The organism is Saccharopolyspora sp. NPDC002578 (assembly GCF_053592695.1).
In genome coordinates, this window is record NZ_JBSFWJ010000023.1 from 19,559 (window position 1) to 38,681 (window position 19,123).

Below are 19,123 nucleotides of genomic sequence, written 5' to 3' on the forward strand. Positions count from 1 at the left end.
TGGTTGTAGTGGCGCGGTGGAAGGTCGTCTCTACTGAGTGCTTCCACGGCTCGTTCTGCTCGGGTGTCCGGGTAGCGGAACCTCAGTGGCTTCCTCGCTGCGGGATCTTTTTTCCAAGTGGCTCCGCCACGAGGAAAAAAGCTGTCCTCGCGAGGAAGCCACTGAGAACCCGCCGGTGGGCGGCTTTTCGACGTGGGCTATTCGCTGCGCGAATACAGGCACGGCCTTCGGCCGCCAGGCAGGCGTGGCTTCGCCGCCCAAGGCACGGCTTCGCCGCTAGGCACGGCCTTCGGCCGCGAGGTTCTCGTGGAGCAGCACCCCGGAAACCCTGGTGACCAGCGTTGACGTAGTCTTTTTCGCTGTGCTCGTCATTGCGTTGGACACTTCTACGCCTGCGGTGACCGCTGGACTGGTCGCCTTGGACGGCGGCGGGCCCCGGCCTCTCGCGCAACGCGTGACGGTGAACGCGCGGGCGCACGGCGAACTGCTCACGCCGCACTTGATGGCGGCCGTCGCGGAGGCGGGTCATCGGCTCGCCGATGCGGACGCGATCGTGGTGGGCTCGGGGCCGGGGCCGTTCACCGGGCTGCGCGCGGGCATGGTCACCGCTGCCGCGCTCGGGCAGGCCTTGGACGTGCCGGTGCACCCGGTGTGCAGCCTCGATGCCATCGCCGCCGCCGTCCCGGACGGCGCGGCGGGTCAGGGCGTCGTCGCCGACATCGGTGAGCCCGGCGCCGCGGTGTCGGGGGCTTCGGCCGGCGGTTTGCGGCTGCTCGTCGCGACGGACGCGCGGCGCAAGGAGGTCTACTGGGCCGCTTACGGCGCCGATCGCGAGCGGCTCACGGGCCCGCACGTGCACCGGCCGGCGGACGTGCCCGCTGAGATCGACGGGCTGGACTTGGACTTCGCGGTCGGTGAGATGGCGGCGCCGCACCGCGAGGTCTTCGGGCTCGACGTGCTCGGCACCGAGTACCCGACTCCCACGGGCCTGGTCGCCGCGGCGCGCCACGACCTGCAGAGCGGCGCGGAGCCGACGCCGCCGGTCCCGATGTACCTGCGGCGCCCGGACGCCACCGCGCCGGGCCCGCGCAAGCAGGTCAGCCCGGATGATCGGCGGGGAACGGCATGAGCGCGCCGTTCGTGGCGAAGCTGCGCCGCAGCGATTTGAAGCGGTGCGCCGAGCTGGAGCAGGTCCTGTTCCCCGGTGACGACCCGTGGTCGCTGGAGTCGTTCGTGGCCGAGATCGATCGCGGGCACTACTACCTGGGTGCTTACGACGCCGACGAGAACTTGATCGGCTACGCGGGCCTGTCCTTGGCGGGCAAGCCGCCGGAGGTGGACGCCGAGGTGCACACGATGGCCGTCGACCCGGCGCAGCAGGGCCACGGTGTCGGCGCGGCGCTGCTGCGCAGGCTGCTGGCCCGTGCCGATGAGCACCGCGCCACCACGTTCCTCGAGGTGCGCACCGACAACGACCCGGCGATCGCGCTGTACCGCAAGCACGGGTTCGAGATCGTCGGCCTGCGCAAGCGCTACTACCAGCCTTCGGGCGCGGACGCGCACACGATGCGCAGGCCCGCGGCCGATTCCCCCACCGCGGAGGGAGGTGGTCCGTCGTGACCACCGACCGGATCGTGCTCGGCATCGAGAGCTCTTGCGACGAGACGGGTGTCGGCTTGGTGCGGCTCGGCGCGGACGGCTCGGTCGAGCTGCTCGCCGATGCCGTCGCTTCCAGCGTCGACGAGCACGCCCGCTTCGGCGGGGTGGTGCCGGAGATCGCGAGCCGGGCGCACTTGACGGCGATGACGCCGACGATGCGGCGCGCGCTCGACGAATCCGGACTCGAACTGTCCGATGTGGACGCCATCGCGGTGACCGCGGGGCCGGGCCTGGCGGGGGCGTTGATGGTCGGCGTCGCGGCGGCGAAGGCCTATTCGGTGGCGCTGGACGTGCCGCTGTACGGGGTGAACCACCTCGGCGGGCACGTCGCCGTGGACACCTTGCAGCACGGGGCGCTGCCGTCGCGGTGCCTGGCGCTGCTGGTCTCCGGCGGGCACAGCCAGCTGCTGCTGGTGGAGGGCGTCGCGGAGCGGATCACGCAGGTCGGGTCCACGATCGACGACGCCGCCGGGGAGGCCTACGACAAGGTCGCCCGCATCCTCGACCTGCCCTATCCGGGTGGTCCGCCGATCGACAAACTGGCGCAGCAGGGCGATCCGAAGGCGATCGCGTTCCCGCGCGGGCTCACCGGCCCGCGCGATTCGCGGCACGACTTCTCGTTCTCCGGTTTGAAGACGGCGGTGGCCCGCTGGGTGGAGACCGAGCAGCGGGCGGGCCGGGAGGTCCCCGTCGCCGACGTGTGCGCCTCGTTCCAGGAGGCCGTCGCCGACGTGCTCACCGCGAAGGCCGTGCGCGCCGCGCAGGACCTCGGGGTGGACACGCTGGTCATCTCCGGTGGTGTGGCGGCGAATTCGCGGTTGTCGGCGCTGGCCGCCGAGCGCTGCGCGGCGGCGGGCATCGCGCTGCGGGTGCCGAAGCCCCGGCTGTGCACGGACAACGGCGCCATGATCGCCGCGCTCGGCGCGCACGTCGTCGCTTCGGGTGCGAAGCCGTCGCCGTTGGACCTCGCCGCCGCGCCCGGCCTTCCCGTGGACACCATCGTCGTGAACTGACGTGCCGAACGGGGAGGGGCCGGTGGTGGACAGCGACGTCAGGGCGCTCGACGATCCGGTCGGCGAGTCGCTGCGCGGCCACCACGCCCACCTGGCCCGCCGGGTCGGTTCGGCCGCGACCTACTTGCCGGACGTCACGACGTTCGCGGCGGTGCCCGCCGATGCGGGCGCGGCCGAGTGGGCGGACCTGGCCCGGTTGCTCGGCAGCGGGGCGCTCGCCGACCTGTTCAGCAGCCCGGCGACGCCGCCACCGGAGTGGGAACCGGTCTTCTCCCTCCCGGCGCGGCGGATGGTCGGCCCCGCCGACGGCGTCGCGGACGCCGAGCCCGCATCCGCGGTGGAGCTCGGTCCGGGCGACGTCGCCGACATGCTCGACCTCGTCGCCCGGACCGAGCCGGGACCGTTCTGGGCGCGCACCCGCGAACTCGGCACCTACTTGGGCGTCCGCGACGAGCACGGCGCGCTGGTCGCCATGGCGGGTGAACGGCTCCGGCCGCCCGGCTGGACGGAGATCAGCGCCGTCTGCACCGCCCCGGCGGCCCGGGGCCGCGGCCACGCCGCTCGCCTGGTGCGCGCGCTCGCCGCCCGCATCCGGTCCCGCGGCGAACGCCCCTTCCTGCACGTCACCGACTCCAACACCGCCGCCATCGCGCTCTACGAACGCCTCGGTTTCACGATGCTGGAGCCGGTGACCTTCCGCGGTTTCCGGGTTCCCTGACGGTCAGCCCTCGGCGCGTTCCACCGGGATCCAGAGTTCCGCGTCGGCGTGCTCGCCGTCCTCGGAGAGCCGGGTGCTGAGCAGTTCCGGGCCGGGCCTGCTGCGGTACGGGTTCGACGGGAACCACTGGGTGAACACGTCCCGCCACAGGTACTGGATCGACTGCGGCATCGGCCCGGAGCTCTCGAACACCGCCCACGTCCCGGCGGGCACGCGCAGCGAGTCGAGGTCATCGGGACCGGCGGCGCTCGCCGCCACCCCGTGGTGGTAGTCGAGCGTGGTCCCTTCCGCCCGGCTCTCGTCGAGGTCGTCGGTGGCCGCGATGATCCCGGCCGGTTCCTGGTCGGACAACGCGGCGATGCGCCGCAGCTCGTCCGCGCCGATGCCTTGGACGTGCTCGACGATCGCCGGGTTCATCCCCTCGTGGACGAGCGGGACCCTGGCCTTCTTGCCGACGATGAAGAACTCGTCCCGTTGCGCGATCCGGTATCGCATGTCGCTGCTCCCTTCGACGATGAGCCGGAAGGAGATCCGCTGCTGCGAACGCAGCACGGCACCGTCGCGCCGCGCCTCGCCGGGCCCGACGCCGTGCATCGCGCGGAACGCCCGCGCGAACGCCTCACCGGAGCCGTAGCCGTGGCGCACCGCGATGTCGAGCAGCGTGCGCGTCCCGCCGAGCACTTCGGCGCCCGCGCGGGTGAGCCGCCTGCGCCGCACGTACTCCGACAGCGGCATCCCCGCCAGCGCGGAGAACATCCGCCGGAAGTGGTGCTCCGACGTCGCCGCGATCCGCGCCGCCTCGGCCAGGTCCAGCTGCTCGTCGAGGTGCGCCTCGATGTGCTCCAAGGCCTCGTTCAACCGCTCCAGCACCGGGATCTCCTTCCCTCGTGCTCACCACGCTAGGAAGCCACCACCCCACCGCACCCGACATCGGCGTGCCCGATGCGGTCGGGTGCACGTGGGCGGACCGCCCCGTCCGGACGAACGGTCCGTTCACGCTGGCGTCGGCCCTCGTTCCAGCCTGGTGCAGCGGTGCCGGTCAGTCGCTCAGGCGAGCCACTTCGCTGCGACGTGCCCGGCGAGGACGGGGAGCAGGGATGCGGCTTCCCGGATGCAGCGCTGGGGGTCGGGTTCGACGTCGGTGAGGGCGAAGACGTCGGCGAATCCCGCTTCCCGCAGGCGTTCCGGCGCGAGCGTGCAGCGCCCGGCGACGGCGATGACGGGGATTCCGGCCGCCGCCGCTCGTTCGGCGACGACGGCGGGGCCCTTGCCGTGCAGGGTCTGCTCGTCCACCGAGCCTTCGCCGGTGATGACCAGTGCGGCGCCGGGCAGCGCCGCGTCGAAGCCGACGAGTTCGAACACCAGGTCCGCACCGGGTCGCTGCCGCGCGCCGAGCACGGCGAGCGCCGCGTAGCCGACTCCGCCCGCCGCGCCTGCGCCGGGTTCGGCGGCGGCTTCGCGCCCGCCCGCGCGGGTCACGGCACCGGACCAGCTGCGCAGCGCGGAGTCGAGCAGCCGGACCTGGGTGGGGTCGGCGCCCTTCTGCGGCCCGTACACGTGCGCGGCGCCGTGCTCCCCGAGCAGCGGGTTGTCCACATCGGACGCGAGCACGATGTCGGCTTCGGCCAGGCGCGGATCGAGCCCGGAGAGGTCGACCTCGGCGAGCTCGACGAGCCCCCCGCCGCCCGGCGGCAGCGGCCGCCCGGCGTCGGCGAGCAACCGGGCGCCCAGCGCGGCGACCATGCCCGCGCCGCCGTCGGTGCAGGCGCTGCCGCCGACACCGAGCACGATGGTGCGGGCTCCGGCGTCGAGCGCGGCGCGGATCAGCTCCCCGGTGCCGAAGCTGGAGGCGGTCATCGGCGCGAGTTCCCGCGTGGGCAGCAGCGCCAGCCCGGATGCGGAGGCGAGTTCCACGACGGCCGTGTCGTCGCGCAGCGCGAACTCGGCGGTGAGCGGTGCGCCCACCGGGCCGGTGACACGCGCCTGCATGCGGCGGAATCCGGTGGCGATGGCGGCTTCCACGGTGCCGTCGCCGCCGTCGGCGATGGGGGCGAGCCGCACCTCCACCCCGGGCAGTCCCGCGGCGAGCGCGCTCGCGACATCGGGGGCGGTCAGCGACCCCTTGAACTTGTCCGGCGCGATCAGGACGGGACCGGGCACAGCGCTCTCCCTCGGCTCACGGTGGTTACCCGCACATTCCACCCGACTCGCCCGATCAGCGGAACCCCATCCGGTCGCGTTCAGCGGACTGGGATGCCCTGCGCGGCACCGCTTCCGGCTGCGGGGTGGCCGGTGTTCTCCGGCCCGTACAGTGTGCGCACCGGCACCCGCTCCTTCCGGAGGCCCGCATGCATCCGACCGATCCGCAGGTCACCGCGGAGTTCACCACCGAACCGTTCCACGGCGAGGGCGAGCCGCCGCAGCACGCGCTGGCCGCGCGGGACCGGTTGCGCGAGGCGGGACTGGAACCGGATTTCGGCCCGCTGGGCACGTCGGTCACCGGGGCCCGCGACGCGGTGCTGCCCGCGATCTCCCGCGTCCTCGATTCAGCGCTGGCCTCGGGCGCGCACCGCATCACCCTCCAGGTCACCGTCGACGAGACCTGACCACCTCCGGGGACACCCGCGATTTCGCGAGAAGTTGAACGCGCCCCGCGTGTCGTACACCCCTGTGGACAACTCGTTCCCCCTGTTCAACGTGCGCCTCGCGGCCGTGAAGCGACGGGCTCGCCTCGTTCGGGTGGTTCAATTTCTCGCGAGATCTCCCGAGTAGTCCACAAGGTGACCGCGGGGCCGGCTGGGTGCGCGGCCGATCCCTGGTGGCTCCGAACACCGGTGGGCGACCGGGTGGCGCGGAGTCCTTACGCTGTCCGGGTGCATCCGCTCGCTTCCGCGATCGCGCCGTTGCTGGCGCAGCTCGGCGCCACCTCGGTTCCCGTCGAGGACCGGGAACCGAGCGACGTGCTGCTGTACTGGGAGGGCGAGCCCGCCGTCGCCGTCCGCCTGCCGGGCGCGGAGCTGACCAGCGCCCTGGACCGGCTGATCGCCGAGGTGGAGGCAGAGCTGGGCGCGGCGCTGCCGGAGCTGCCGAGGGCGGACAAGCAGCGCGCGGTGCGGCTGCTGGAGGAGCGCGGCGCGTTCACGTTGCGCAAGTCGGTGGAGTCGGTCGCGAAGGCCCTCGGAGTCAGCCGGTTCACCGTCTACAACTACCTGAACCGCGAATAACAGCCTCCCCCACCTGCAACTTCAACAAAGTGTTGACACCACTGGGTGCTGGTCGTAGCTTTTCGTCTCATCCGAGCGCGATGGGAACACCATGTCAGCACCCGACCGGTTCAACGGCCTGCCCAAGACCGAGCTCCTGCTGGAACTGCGAGCCTGCCTCGACGTCCCGCGCTGGGCGCAGCGGCTCTCCGACGCCCGCCCTTACGCGACCGCCGCGGACGTCCTGGCCCGAGCCGATGCCGCCGCCCGCGAACTCACCTCCGACGAGATCCACACCGCGCTCGCCGCGCACCCCAGGATCGGCGAGCGGGCCGACGGCCACGACACGTCCTCGACCTGGTCCCGCTCCGAGCAGTCCGGGGTGAACTTCGGCGATGATGCGCTGAAGTCCGCGCTGCGCGCCGAGAACGCCGAGTACGAACGCCGGTTCGGCCACGTGTACCTGGTGTGCGCGAGCGGCCGCAGCGGTGCGGAGCTGCTGGAGGTCCTGCGCTCCCGCATGCACAACGATCCGCGCACCGAACTGGGCGTGGTGGCCGACGAGCTGCGCAAGATCGCGTTGCTGCGCCTGGAGAAGGTGATCGCATGAGCGCCGTCACGACGCACGTGCTGGACGCGGCGCTGGGCCGCCCGGCCGCCGGGATCGCGGTCCGGCTGGAGGGCGCGGACCTGGTGGCCGACGGCGTCACCGACGGCGACGGCCGCATCGGCGACCTCGGCCCGGACGCGCTCCCGGCGGGCGACTACCGGCTGACGTTCGACACCGGCGCCTACTTCGCCGCGCGGGGCACCGACACCTTCTACCCGCAGGTGCAGATCACCTTCCGCATCGCCGATCCCGCTCAGCACCACCACGTTCCGCTGCTGCTGAGCCCGTTCGCCTACTCCACCTACCGAGGGAGCTGATCGCCCGATGGGCATCGTGTTGGGACCGAACCAGTACGGCAAGGCAGAGATCCGGCTCGTCGCGGTGGACCGCGACGGCGACCGCCACGGCATCCGCGACCTCACCATCGGCACGTCGCTGCGCGGCGAGTTCGACTCCACCCACCACACGGGCGACAACGCGAACGTGCTGCCGACCGACACCCAGAAGAACACCGCCTACGCGTTCGCGAAGCAGGCCCCGGTCGGCGAGATCGAGGATTTCGCGCTGCGGCTGGGAAAGCACTTCGTCGACACCCAGGAACCGGTGCGGGGCGCGCGAATCCTCGTCGAGGAGCACGCGTGGGAGCGCATCGAGGTCGGCGGTTCCGGCCACGACCACTCGTTCCGGCGCGGCAGCGATGAGAAGCGCACCGCCGCGGTCACCTTCGACGGCGGCACCGCGCACGTGGTGACGGGCTTGAAGGACCTGGTGGTGCTGAAGTCCACCGGCTCGGAGTTCTGGGGCTACCCGAAGGACGAGTACACGACGCTGCCGGAGACCTCGGACCGCATCCTCGCCACGGCGGTCACGGCGCGCTGGCGCCACCTGGGCACCGACGTGGACTGGGCGGCGAGCTTCGACTCGGTCCGCACGACGTTGCTGGAGGCGTTCGCGACGACGCACAGCTACGCGTTGCAGCAGACGTTGTACGCGATGGGCGAATCAGTGCTGAAGCAGCATCCGAACGTGGCGGAAGTGCGGTTGTCGCTGCCGAACAAGCACCACTTCCGGGTTGATCTGGAACCGTTCGGATTGGCCAACGACAACGAGGTCTTCTTCGCCGCCGACCGCCCGTACGGCCTGATCGAGGGCACCGTGACCCGCGACGACGTCGAGCAGGCGCCGATGGCCTGGTACAGCACCCCGGAGTTCTGACCCGCCCCGATTCGCCCGCGGGTGAATCCTCGTTGATCCGGTCGCCCGCGGGCGAATCCTCGTTGATCCGGTCGCCCACGGGCGGACCACCGTCGATCCGATCGCCCGCGGGCGAACCCGCCTTTCACCGAGCCGTTGTTCCGGCACCGATTCCACATCCGATCAGCCGATTCGTGCTGCCTTGGAAAGGACGAGGATCGGCGCCGGAGAATTGATCCGGCGGACACGCGCCGAAATCCGCGGAAAATCGTCGCCCGGTAGGAAATCAGCCGAATCCCTTCCCATGGCCGAGGAGTCCTCGATGGCCTTCAAGAAGCACGCCGGCACCGATGTCCACCCGGTGGACGAACTGCCCGCCCCCGGCAGGCTGGTGGCCTACGGCGTCCAGCACGTGGCCGCGATGTACGCGGGCGTCGTCGCACCACCGCTGATCATCGGCGAGGCGCTGGGGTTGTCCGGGGTGCAGCAGACGCTGCTGATCGGGGCGAGCCTGCTCACCGCCGGGCTCGCGACCTTGTTGCAGTCGCTGGGGATCTGGCGGATCGGGGCGCGGCTGCCGTTCGTCAACGGCGTCACGTTCGGCTCGGTCGCCCCGATCCTGGCGATCATCGCGCAGCCCACCGGGGAGAACCCGCTGTCGGTGGTATACGGCGCGGTGCTGGTGGCGGGGGCGCTGGCGTTCCTGGTGGCGCCGTACTTCTCGCGGCTGGTGCGGTTCTTCCCGCCGGTGGTCAACGGCACCGTGATCACGCTGATCGGGTTGTCGCTGATGCCGGTGGGCATCGGGTGGATCGCGGGGCAGGATTCGGCGGCTGCGGACTACGGCTCGCCCGGCCGCATCGCGCTGGGCGCGGTGACCTTGGTGCTGGTGCTGCTGTTCAACCGGTTCCTGCGCGGGTTCTGGAACCGCATCGCGCTGCTGATCGGCCTGGTCGCGGGCACGGTGATCGCGTGGCCGTTCGGCTTGGTCGACACTTCGACGTTCGAGCAGGCGCCGATCTTCAGCCTGCCGGTGCCGTTCGCGCTGGGAGCGCCGAGCTTCAGCGTCAGCGCCACGCTCTCGCTGTGCGTGGTGATGCTGGTGGCGATGATGGAGAGCACCGCGGACATGATCGCGCTCGGCGAGATCGTGGACCGGCCCGCCGATGAGCGCACCATCGCCGCCGGGCTGCGCGCCGACGGCGCCGGTAGCGCGCTGAGCGCCGTGTTCGGCGGGTTCACCTGCAGCGCGTTCGCGCAGAACGTGGGGCTGGTGGCGCTCACCCAGGTCCGCAGCCGGTTCGTGGTCGCGGCCGGTGGCGGCGTGCTGGTGCTGCTCGGCTTGTTCCCGGTGGTGGGCGCGGTGGTCTCGCTGGTGCCGCAGCCGGTGCTGGGCGGGGCGGCGCTGGTGCTGTTCGGGTCGGTCGCCACCAGCGGCATCCGCACCCTCGGGCGCGCGGATCTCGGCGACCCGTTCCAGGCGTTGATCGTGGCCGCGTCGCTGGGCATCGGCCTGGTTCCCGTGGTGCAGCCCGATTTCTACGCGCAGGCCCCGGACGCGTTGCGCACGGTGCTGGATTCCGGCATCAGCACGGGCTGCTTGGCGGCGCTCGCCCTCAACGCCCTCTTCCACCGCCGCGCGCCGGAGCAGCCCGCTGATCACGCTGCGCCGCTGCGCGCCGATCCGGGTGAGTGATCTTTCCTCCTGATCGGATGAGCCGTCCTCCTGACCGCGGCGCCGGGTGGACGGCTCGTCCGAGCGCGCAGGCGGATCTCCGGCTACCGCGAAACCGGTCGTCCGCCCGCTGAGAGGCACGATCGGGTGTCACTCGTGGGGTGAATGTGTCCAGCGAGGCGCACGGGGCGCCGGTGCACTGGTGCGGTCACCGAAGGAGGGGCCGTGCCGCGAAAGTGCCGACACATCAGCTTGACCACTGCCATTCTGCTGCTGCTCATGTCACCGACCGCCCTGGCGCGCGAGCGAACGGAGGGAGCGGACGCGGCCCGGCAAGTGATCTCCCGGAACTTCCCCGATCCCGACGTCTTCACCCACGGCGGAACGCACTACGCGTACGCGACGAACACCGCCGGGTACAACGTGCAGCTCGCCACCGCGACCGACGCGACGGGATCGTGGGAGCAGCGGGCCGACGCGCTGCCGCAGCTGCCGCCGTGGATCGGCCCGTCCGAAACGGGCAGCCTCAACGTGTGGGCGCCGGACGTGAGCGCCCGCGACGACGGCACGTTCCTGCTGTACTACACCGCGCACCACGCGCCCTCCGGCCGCCAGTGCATCGGCGCCGCCGTCGCCGGTTCCCCCGAGGGGCCGTTCATCCCGACCGGGCCGGATCCGCTGATCTGCGCTCCCGGCCAGGGCGACGTGATCGACCCGAGCAGCTTCGTCGACGACGACGGCAGCCGCTACCTGCTCTACAAGGACTCCCGCGGCACCCGCGCCCGCAGCGGCCCGTCGACCATCCACCTGCGTCCCGTCGCCGCCGACGGCCTCACGCCCACCGGTGCGGACGTGTCGCTGCTGCGCGCGGACCGGCCGGAGGAATCCGGCGTCGTCGAAGCGCCCACGCTGCTGCGCAGGCCGGGCGGGTACGTGCTGCTGTTCTCCGGCAACACCTTCGACAGCGGCGACTACTTCACGAACTACGCGACCTCGTCGAGCCCGACGGGTCCGTTCACGAAAGCGCCCGGTGCGTTGCTGAGCAAGGAGATCCTGGGCGGCGCGGTGCGGAATCCGGGCGGCCAGGACGTGTTCGACGACGGCGGGCTCATCGCGTTCCACGGCGACCTCCCGGAGCCGCCCGGTGATCGCGGGCTGTGGATCGCGGAACTGAGCTGGGACGGCCTGAATCCCGTGCTGTCGCGGGAAATTTCCTCTTGAACGATCATGGGAATCCACCCGATCGTGCACTGCTCGATGAGTTCTGCGCGGACACCTCCCCGGCTATCGTTCCGATCAGTCCCCTCCGATGGCGCGCGATCTCCTTGCGAGGCAACCGGATGGGGCAAGGGAGGGAGCGGACCCGATGTCCTCTGAGGACATCGGGTCCGTTTTATCCGTTCAACACTGCTCCGTTCGCAGCAATTCGCTGAACCGAACAGCGGCTTCTGGACTCGGTCATGTATCGGGACGAAACGTCGATCGTCAGGCTGTCGTTAATCGCCTGAACTTTTCGCCGAAACCCAGGAGCAGCCCATGCGTTTACGGGCCCTCGCAGTCACGGTCGCCGGCCTGACGGCATTAGCCACGCCGTCCGCCTCCGCAGCCACCACCAACGATCCCTTGGCCGGCCAGCAGTGGGGCCTCGACCAGATCCACGCCGAGCAGGCGTGGCAGACCAGCACCGGCGCCGGGCAGGTCATCGCCGTCGTCGACACCGGGGTCGACCTCGGCCACCCCGACCTGCAGTCCCAGCTCGTCCCGGGCGCGACGTTCGCCTGCGGCGGCGCTCCCGCGCCGTGCGGCAACGGCGACTGGGTCGGCGGTGACGGCGTCGGTCAGGACACCGACGTGCACGGCACCCACGTCGCCGGGATCGCGGCCGCGGCCGCGAACAACGGCATCGGCGGAGCGGGCGTCGCCCCCGACGCGAAGATCATGCCGGTGAAGGTGCTGGAGAACGGTTCCGGCGCGTTCAGCGAGATCGGCGCGGGCATCCGCTACGCCGCCGACAACGGCGCCAACGTGATCAACCTGAGCCTCGGCGCGCAGCCCGGCACCCAGCTGCTCACGCTGCTCGGCATCGAAGCGGACGCGAAGGACGCCATCGAGTACGCCCGTTCGAAGGGCGTCGTGGTCGTCGCCTCGGCGGGCAACGAGACCGCGCCGCTGTGCGACACCCCCGCGTGGGAGAAGGGCGCGCTGTGCATCGCGGCCACCGACCGCGAGGAGAAGAAGGCCTCCTACTCCAACTTCGGCCTGAAGCTGGACATGAAGGCCGTGTCCGCGCCCGGCGGCGCGGGAGACGACGTCTGCGCCGACGACGTGATCTCCACCGTGCCGCGAGGCATGGGCACGCCGAAGTGCGGCCAGCCCGACTACGACGCGCTCGCGGGCACCTCGATGGCCGCCCCGATGGTCGCCGGTGCCGCCGCGCTGCTGACGGCGCAAGGTCGTTCCGTGGACCAGGTGGAGCAGGTCCTGATGGACACGGCGCACACCCCCGGCAGCGACAACACCGGGCAGTTCAGCCTGCTCACCGGGCACGGCGTCATCGACGCCGCCGCCGCGGTGAACGCGCCGGTCGTGCCGCAGCCCTGATCCGGTAGGTGGGCGGCCCCGCATCGGGCGGGCCGCCCACCGCCCGCTCACCGGTCGAAACGGCCGGATTTGAGCGTGTGCAAGAAGAATCCCCACTGCGCGGCCGGGACGGTGAAGTGCCCGTCCTCCGGCGCCTTGGAATCCCGCACCGCCGTGGACCCTGGTGACAGCGCGACTTCGACGCAGTTGTAGTCGCCGCTCCACGTGCTCTTGCGCCACTTCAGTTCAGCCATCTCCGAGCCTCTCCGCGACCGCCGAGATCATGTCGTCGGAAGTTGTCGCATCCAAAGCATGTTTGCCCAGCCCGTTGCACACTTCCACAAACGGTTGCACTGCTGAAGTTTCAGTGACGAAGACGCCGAAGCTGCGAGCTTCCACGAACACGTAGGGCGTCCCGTCCGCCAACTCGTAGAGCGTGAACGAACCGCGCAGCCCCTCGTGCGGCACTGCATCGAACGGCAGGACTCGGATCGCTACGTTATCCCTGCGCTGCACGGCGATGAGGTGCCTCAGCTGCTCTTGAGCGATCCTCGCGTTCGCAAGCGTTCGCCAGAGCACTGCCTCGTCCAAGAACATGGCGACTTTCGGCGCTCTCGGCTTCGACAGCACCGCTTGGCGCCCAAGTCGAGTAGCGACTTGCCGCTCCAGATCAACACCGGGAGCGAGGGACGACCCCAGGATCAAGCGGGCGTAATCGGCGGTCTGGGCGAGTCCCGGAACCAGCGCCAACTCCACCGCCGTGATCTCCACGGCCTCCCGTTCCAGGATCATCAAGCTCGTCACCTGGTCCGGTACGTGCTCGGTCGCGAGCCAGGCAGCGTTGTCCTTCGACTCCCCGACCCTCTCGATGAGCTCCTGCTTCTCGTCGCCGACGACGCCGAACACCGCGCAGAGCGCGCTGACCTCTTCGCGGCTGGGCGACCTGCTGCCGAGCTCCGTGCGGTTGATCGAAGCCGGTGAGACACCGAGCGATTTCGCCACCGATCGGGTGGATAAGCCCCTGCTTTCCCGGAGTTTGCGCAGTTGCACGCCGAGCCCCAATTGGCGCAGCTTGTCCGCGTGCCGCATCCGGTCACCTCCGCATTCGCCGATTCCTCTCGCCGAGCAGTGAGACGACGAAGCCACCGGCACCCATCGTGAGCTGCGAAGTCTCATCTTGGCGGAAACACAAAATAGCGATCTACCTTTCGTTTCGTCAGCGGTTCCGCTGGTGATCGAACCGAAAGGAGGACGAAATGGCGCTGCCCCACCCTTTCCGATGCCCCAGACCGGTGGCGTTCTGGATCGTCGGGCTGGCGCTGTACCTGCGCCACGCGACGCCTTCCCGGCCGGGCGCGCTGCCCGGCGGCGAGCGAGCCGCGACGCTGTGCGGCACCTGGATCCGCGTCCCCTTCGACACCCCGCCACCGCGCCGCCCCCGATCCGAGCAGATCACCGAACGGTGCCCGCAGTGCGCCGACATCGCCCGCACCCACGACTACCTGCTGCTCACCTGGGACTTCTGACTCCACGGCACCCGAATCCACCGGTCTCCGAACCCCGGCCCGTTGCGGCACCTCCCCGACACCGCACCGGACCGGCCGGTGGCCGGGCGCTCCCCCACTCCGTCGCGCCCGGCCACCACCCCCACCGCCGGTGAGTGAACGGACCGTTCGCCCAATCCCACTGGACGAACGGTCCGTTCACCCGCCCCCGGCCCGCCCTCGCCGGGCCGCCGCGAGCCGATCGAAGTGAACGGACCGCTTGCCCAATCGGATTGGACGAACGGGCCGTTCACTCGGAACCAGGCGTCCACGCCGTGACGGGTATCGGATGAAGTGAACGGACCGCTTGCCCAATCGGATTGGACGAACGGGCCGTTCACTCCAGCTTCGTTGGACGAACGGGCCGTTCACTCGTGTCCCGCGCCGGGGTGGGCTCCGCTCGACGGCAGCGCGGTCCGGTATGACCGATCTTCGCGTAGCCTGGCGAGGAGCTGATCTCGCCAGATCGTCCGCGGCGAGGTCACGCCCCGGCACCGGACGCAGGAGAATCCACAATGGACTTAGGCAAGCTGTTCAGCTCCCTCTCGCCCGCCAAGCACGACCACCGCTCCTCCCGCGACAGCAGCGACCGCCGCAGGCACCACCGCGGGCGCAGCCACTCCAGCAGCGACCACCGCCGCCGTCGCCGCGACAGCTCCAGCCGCAGCGGATCCGGCCGCCGCCGCCACCGCAGCCGCAGCTGAACGAGCCCGGACCAGCCGAGCCCGCGAGTCCGGCGCCACCGCGCCGGGCTCCGGCCGAAACACCCCGCACCTGCGAACGAAACGGTGGCCCGTGGCCGTTGACGCGCCGAGTTCCTACTACGGCGAAGACGACGACTGGGGAGCTCCCGGCCCCGCCCTGGAAGCCGGCGAGCACCTCGCTCCGGGCTATCGCGTGCTCTCCCTGCTGCGGCGGGGAAATCGGCTCGACGTCTACGACCTCTGGAGCGAGGAGCGCGGCTGCCGCTGCGTCGGCAAGACCCTGCGCCCGGAACGCGCCGAGGACACCACCGCCGCCGGGTGGCTGCGCGGCGAAGGGATGCTGCTGGGCTCCCTCACCCATCCGCACCTGGTGCGCGGCTACGAAACGGTGCTCAGCAGCGAGCCCGCCCGCCCCGTGGTGATCACCGAGACGCTGCCCGGCGCGACGTTGAGCTACCTGCTCGACCAGCACTCGCGGCTGCGGCCCGTCGACGCGGCGATCCTCGGGATCCAGCTGTGCTCCGTGCTCGGCTACCTGCACCGCCAGGGCTGGGCGCACCTCGACGTGAAACCGTCCAATGTGGTCTCCGCGGGCGGGCGGGCCGTGCTGCTCGACCTGAGCCTCGCCTGCCGCATCGGCGAGCACAACACCGCAGGCACCTTCGACTACCTCTCGCCCGAGCAGGCGCGCGGTGGCGAGATGACCGCCGCCACCGACGTCTGGGGACTCGGAATCACCTTGTGGGAGGCCCTTTCCGGCGCACCGCCGTGGGTCGACGTCTCGCACCGGCAACGACGCGAGGACGGCTCCCGGCACTACCCGCAGCTCGACGGCGCACCGCCGCCGCTGCGCACCCGCCGCCGCCTGCCCGCCCGGCTGTCCCGCACCGTCGACGCCTGCCTGGCCCCCGACCCGGCCGCGCGCCCGAGCATCGACGAGGTCGCCACCCGCCTGATCACCTGGTCCGGCATCGACCCGACCGCCTGAGCGGGGACTGTCAGCGCTTGCGGCGGAACGCGATGGCGCAAGCCACGCCGATCGCCGTGAGCGCGAGCTGACCGCCCAGGACGATGCGGTTCACGCTCACCGCCGGATGCCAGACGGCGCCCTCCGAGGTGACCGCCCACGCGCCGACGGGCCGGGCCACGGCGCCGACTCCCCCGCCGGTTCCCCGCTTCTTCCTGCCGCCGAGCCCACCACCGGTGCGGACCTGCGCGACCGGCACCAACGTCGTGTCGCCCTGCTGCACGACCGGCCCGAAGACCTGGTCCTCCCGGAGACGAGCGGCGAGCGCGGACAACGCGTCCTCGGTCGCGGCGAGTTCGTTGTCGTTCCCGGCCATGGCCCCTCCTCGAACGATCACCCGTCCCGCCAACCCTAGCCGCCCACCACCCCCACCAGACCCCCTTCAGCCCGACGCCCCTTCCGGACGAACGGCCCGTTCGCCCAACGGGATCGGACAAGCAGGCCGTTCACTCCGCCCCGACTCGCCTCCGACCCGCGCTTCCGGATCAAGTGAACGGACCGTTCGTCCAATCCCGTTGGGCAAACGGTCCGTTCACTCCACCCCGATCCGCCCCCGACCCGCGCTTCGGGAACGGGTGAACGGACCGTTCGTCCAATCCCGTTGGGCAAACGGTCCGTTCACTCCATCCCGATCCGCCGCTGACGCATGGTTCGAGTTCGGGTGAACGGACCGTTGGTCCAATCTCGTTGGGCAAACGGGCCGTTCACTTCACTCCGGTGCTGCGCGGGTGGGCTACTTCGAGTCGACTCGGCCGAGCGGGGTCGGGGTGGCCGCCAGGTCGGCGCACGCCTCCTGCCAGGAGGGGTCGCCGGGGTGCAGCGTCGAGCGGAGGTAGGCCGTGGTGAGCCGCCGGACCGCCTCCACCCGCTCGGGGTTCTCGTCGGTGGTCTCCGCGACGTCGTACCCGGACACGCCGCCGAGCCCGTGCCCGGCGCCGAACAGGGTGAGCAGCGATTTCGGGCCGGGCGCGAGGAAGTACGGGTCGGCGTGCCACTGCGGGCCGCGAACGGTCAGGTGCTCGGAGGCGTCCGCGTCCCCGGCGACGACCAGCGCGGGAGCGGCCATCTCGGCGAAGTCGATCCCCAGGAAGAACGGGTAGTTCTCGGCGACGAACTCGGTCACGGCGTCGCCGCCCCGGCCGGGCGCGGCGAGCAGGACGCCCGCCTTGATCCGCGGCTCGGTCAGGTCCACCACCGAGCCGTCGGTCGGGTCGGTGAGCCGCGAACCCAGCAGCATGCTCGCGGTGTGCCCGCCCATGGAGTGCCCGGCGACGGCGACCTTCTCCCGGTCCAGCCGCCCGCGCAGCTGCGGGACGGCGTCCTCGATCTCGTCGAACCGGTCGAGGACGGCCGACATGTCCAGCACCCGCGACCGCCAGTGCAGCGGCGCGTCGGGCTCGTCGGTGTCGAGCCGCAACGTCGTCGAGCTCAGGTGGGTCGGCTGGATCACGACGAAGCCGTGCGCGGCCCAGTGGTCGACGAGCGGCGCGTAGCCGTCGAGCGAGGAGAGGTGGTGGGAGTGGCCTTGCCCGTGCGACAGGAGGATCACCGGCAGGCCGGTCCCGGTGACGGGCGCGGAGACCCGCACTTCCAGGTCCACCGGGCGGCCCGGCACCGGCAGCACCACCGGGCGGACCGAGAGGACGGGTGCGGCGTCGGCCGCGTGGGTCGAGTCGTTCATGGTGCGCGTCTTCCCTTCGATGGCCGCCGCACCACCTCGTCGCGGGTCGGCGGCCGCTTCAGCACACCAAAGCGGAGCACTGTTCCGTTAAATATACGGAGCAGTGTTCCGCTTCGTCAACGCGGACGCGCCCGCGCAAGAAAACCGCCCGCCCGGTGCAACGGTGCACCGGAACGGGCGGAGTGGGACCTCCGACCCGGCGAGCGATCAGCCCGCCAGGTCGCGGCAGGTCAGAGGCGGGCGAGCGCCCGGAGTCCGGGCTCGTCGATCGTGGTCATCGCCTGCGCCTCAGCGGCGTCGATGGCCCCGCCGTCCAACGCGCGGACGAAGGCCGATGCCATCGCGCGGGCCGTGGCGGGCTCGTCCAGGACCGCGCCGCCGCCCGCGCCGACGTAAGCGGCGAGGCGGTGCGCCTGCGCGGGCGCCGTCTCGCGGAACGCGGCGAACACCGCCGCGTACCGGCTCACCAGCTGCGCCGGATGCAGGTCCCAGCCCTGGTAGAAACCGTGCGCCAGCGAACGCCGCACCAAGTCGTAGTGGTTGCGCCAGCCGTGGTCGCGCTGCTCGCCGACGGGCAGCACGTTCGTCGACCCGTCGGACAGGAAGATCCCGGTGCCCGCCGCGGCCACCTGCATCGCGTGCCGGGCGAAGTCGCAGGAACCGTGCGCCAAGTGCTGGTGGGTCGCGGTGAGACCGCAGCTCGCGGTGTAGTCGTAGGTGCCGAAGTGCAGACCGCTGACCCGCCCGGCACCGGCCGCGATGAAGCGCGGCAGCGCGAACCGGCCCGAACCGTCCACGATGGACTGAGTGGTCTCCACCTGGATCTCGAAGCGCAGCGACCCCGCCGCCAGGCCCAGCTGCTGCTCGAACAGCTCCAGCAGCTCGACGAACACCTCCACCTGCGCGACGTCGACGACCTTCGGGAAGGTCAGCACGAACCCGCTCGGCAGGCTCCCCCACCGCTGCAACAACGACGTCAGGAACACGTCGAGGGTGCGCACCGACCGCGCGCGCAACTCCGCGTCGTCGAAGGACTTCACGCGGAGCCCGAAGGTCGCGGGCTGCTGCCCGTCGCGCAACCAGCCCGCGACGACACCGGCCGTGCGCTCGGCGTCGGCGTCCTCCGCCTCGTCACCGGGCGCGCCGTAGCCGTCCTCGAAGTCGATCCGCAGGTCCTCCACGGCCGCCCCGGCCAGCTTCTGGCGCACCCGCGGATGCACCGCGTCGGCCACCGGACCGTCCAGGCCCAGCAGGAACGTCAGCGAAGCGGGCTCCGGCAGGTGCTCGTCGAACGTGCCCAGCGCCGTGTCAGCCCACTGCCGCAAGGTGCCCGAGTCGACCGCGCCCGCGGGCACGTAGCAGGTGTGCACCGGTTGCCGCGCGGCACCGGCTCCCGGATACCGCCGCGCCATGTCCTCGTCCACGGCCGACAACCGGGCCAACCGCGACTCGACCTGATCCGCGTTCAACGACGTCCGCACACACACCTCCGGCGAGAAAGAAGCCCTTGCACCT

General features: G+C 71.3%; 22 protein-coding genes. 15 read left to right on the forward strand and 7 right to left on the reverse strand.

Translation table 11 applies throughout. From position 1 onward, the window contains the following. Positions 1-361 precede the first annotated feature (361 nt). From tsaB to ACWD38_RS13790, 4 genes are read left to right on the forward strand one after another with little or no spacing between them, the layout of a single operon-like run. Complete coding sequence (gene tsaB, locus ACWD38_RS13775) at positions 362-1,129, forward strand: tRNA (adenosine(37)-N6)-threonylcarbamoyltransferase complex dimerization subunit type 1 TsaB (protein WP_184483074.1); 768 nt, start codon at positions 362-364, stop codon at positions 1,127-1,129. Then, entirely contained in the window at positions 1,126-1,620 is a 495-nt protein-coding gene (rimI, locus tag ACWD38_RS13780) for a ribosomal protein S18-alanine N-acetyltransferase (RefSeq protein ID WP_450124169.1), read from the forward strand. The genes tsaB and rimI overlap by 4 nt, the downstream gene beginning before the upstream one ends. Continuing rightward, positions 1,617-2,672 (forward strand): tRNA (adenosine(37)-N6)-threonylcarbamoyltransferase complex transferase subunit TsaD, encoded by a 1,056-nt coding sequence (gene tsaD / locus ACWD38_RS13785; protein WP_450124170.1) that lies wholly within the window; start codon positions 1,617-1,619, stop codon positions 2,670-2,672. Before rimI ends, tsaD begins: the two co-directional genes overlap by 4 nt. Positions 2,673-2,694: 22 nt before the next feature. Next, entirely contained in the window at positions 2,695-3,390 is a 696-nt protein-coding gene (locus ACWD38_RS13790) for a GNAT family N-acetyltransferase (protein WP_184483080.1), read from the forward strand. Positions 3,391-3,393: 3 nt separating this feature from the next. On the opposite strand, the gene ACWD38_RS13795 is transcribed toward ACWD38_RS13790, so the two are convergent. Both ACWD38_RS13795 and ACWD38_RS13800 read right to left on the reverse strand, forming a co-directional pair. Then, positions 3,394-4,260 carry a helix-turn-helix domain-containing protein gene (locus ACWD38_RS13795; protein WP_184483082.1) on the reverse strand — a complete coding sequence of 289 codons (867 nt, stop codon included), beginning with the start codon at positions 4,258-4,260 and terminating at the stop codon, positions 3,394-3,396. A 177-nt stretch (positions 4,261-4,437) separates the two neighbouring features. Continuing rightward, positions 4,438-5,550 carry a glycerate kinase gene (locus ACWD38_RS13800; RefSeq protein ID WP_450124171.1) on the reverse strand — a complete coding sequence of 371 codons (1,113 nt, stop codon included), beginning with the start codon at positions 5,548-5,550 and terminating at the stop codon, positions 4,438-4,440. A 188-nt stretch (positions 5,551-5,738) separates the two neighbouring features. Here ACWD38_RS13800 and ACWD38_RS13805 point away from each other — a divergent pair, with 188 nt between their 5' ends. From ACWD38_RS13805 to ACWD38_RS13840, 8 genes are all read left to right on the forward strand, one after another. Beyond that, positions 5,739-5,996: a thiamine-binding protein gene (locus ACWD38_RS13805; protein ID WP_184483085.1), complete on the forward strand. Its 258-nt coding sequence runs from the start codon at positions 5,739-5,741 to the stop codon at positions 5,994-5,996. A 267-nt stretch (positions 5,997-6,263) separates the two neighbouring features. After that, entirely contained in the window at positions 6,264-6,614 is a 351-nt protein-coding gene (locus tag ACWD38_RS13810) for a helix-turn-helix domain-containing protein (protein WP_184483087.1), read from the forward strand. Between the two features lie 91 nt (positions 6,615-6,705). Further along, entirely contained in the window at positions 6,706-7,203 is a 498-nt protein-coding gene (uraD, locus tag ACWD38_RS13815) for a 2-oxo-4-hydroxy-4-carboxy-5-ureidoimidazoline decarboxylase (RefSeq protein ID WP_184483089.1), read from the forward strand. Continuing rightward, positions 7,200-7,520: a hydroxyisourate hydrolase gene (uraH, locus tag ACWD38_RS13820; RefSeq protein WP_450124172.1), complete on the forward strand. Its 321-nt coding sequence runs from the start codon at positions 7,200-7,202 to the stop codon at positions 7,518-7,520. Before uraD ends, uraH begins: the two co-directional genes overlap by 4 nt. Before the next feature lie 7 nt (positions 7,521-7,527). Then, entirely contained in the window at positions 7,528-8,418 is an 891-nt protein-coding gene (gene pucL / locus ACWD38_RS13825; RefSeq protein ID WP_184483093.1) for a factor-independent urate hydroxylase, read from the forward strand. A gap of 301 nt (positions 8,419-8,719) precedes the next feature. Next, entirely contained in the window at positions 8,720-10,093 is a 1,374-nt protein-coding gene (locus ACWD38_RS13830; RefSeq protein WP_184483095.1) for a nucleobase:cation symporter-2 family protein, read from the forward strand. Between the two features lie 231 nt (positions 10,094-10,324). Next, positions 10,325-11,293 carry a glycoside hydrolase family 43 protein gene (locus tag ACWD38_RS13835; protein WP_221315937.1) on the forward strand — a complete coding sequence of 323 codons (969 nt, stop codon included), beginning with the start codon at positions 10,325-10,327 and terminating at the stop codon, positions 11,291-11,293. Between the two features lie 315 nt (positions 11,294-11,608). After that, positions 11,609-12,673, forward strand: a complete 1,065-nt coding sequence (locus tag ACWD38_RS13840) for a S8 family serine peptidase (RefSeq protein WP_184483099.1) — start codon at positions 11,609-11,611, stop codon at positions 12,671-12,673. Between the two features lie 47 nt (positions 12,674-12,720). On the opposite strand, the gene ACWD38_RS13845 is transcribed toward ACWD38_RS13840, so the two are convergent. After that, entirely contained in the window at positions 12,721-12,906 is a 186-nt protein-coding gene (locus ACWD38_RS13845; RefSeq protein WP_184483101.1) for a DUF397 domain-containing protein, read from the reverse strand. After that, positions 12,899-13,741 carry a helix-turn-helix domain-containing protein gene (locus tag ACWD38_RS13850; protein WP_184483103.1) on the reverse strand — a complete coding sequence of 281 codons (843 nt, stop codon included), beginning with the start codon at positions 13,739-13,741 and terminating at the stop codon, positions 12,899-12,901. Before ACWD38_RS13850 ends, ACWD38_RS13845 begins: the two co-directional genes overlap by 8 nt. 203 nt (positions 13,742-13,944) lie before the next feature. Between ACWD38_RS13850 and ACWD38_RS13855 the strand changes: the two genes are divergently transcribed. The 3 genes from ACWD38_RS13855 (at position 13,945) to ACWD38_RS13865 (ending at position 15,888) form a co-directional block, all read left to right on the forward strand. Then, positions 13,945-14,178, forward strand: coding sequence for a hypothetical protein (locus tag ACWD38_RS13855; protein ID WP_184483105.1), 234 nt, complete (start codon positions 13,945-13,947; stop codon positions 14,176-14,178). Between the two features lie 533 nt (positions 14,179-14,711). Next, on the forward strand, positions 14,712-14,900 hold the full coding sequence (locus ACWD38_RS13860) for a hypothetical protein (protein WP_184483107.1): 189 nt from the start codon (positions 14,712-14,714) through the stop codon (positions 14,898-14,900). Positions 14,901-14,991: 91 nt separating this feature from the next. Further along, positions 14,992-15,888 (forward strand): serine/threonine-protein kinase, encoded by an 897-nt coding sequence (locus ACWD38_RS13865; protein WP_450124173.1) that lies wholly within the window; start codon positions 14,992-14,994, stop codon positions 15,886-15,888. 10 nt (positions 15,889-15,898) lie between these two features. On the opposite strand, the gene ACWD38_RS13870 is transcribed toward ACWD38_RS13865, so the two are convergent. From ACWD38_RS13870 to ACWD38_RS13880, 3 genes are all read right to left on the reverse strand, one after another. Beyond that, a complete protein-coding gene (locus ACWD38_RS13870; RefSeq protein WP_184483111.1) occupies positions 15,899-16,243 on the reverse strand; it encodes a hypothetical protein in 345 nt (114 codons plus the stop codon). Between the two features lie 417 nt (positions 16,244-16,660). Further along, positions 16,661-17,608, reverse strand: a complete 948-nt coding sequence (locus ACWD38_RS13875) for an alpha/beta hydrolase family protein (RefSeq protein ID WP_184483113.1) — start codon at positions 17,606-17,608, stop codon at positions 16,661-16,663. Positions 17,609-17,838: 230 nt separating this feature from the next. Further along, positions 17,839-19,089, reverse strand: coding sequence for a DUF6986 family protein (locus tag ACWD38_RS13880; RefSeq protein ID WP_343071593.1), 1,251 nt, complete (start codon positions 19,087-19,089; stop codon positions 17,839-17,841). Positions 19,090-19,123 lie beyond the last annotated feature (34 nt).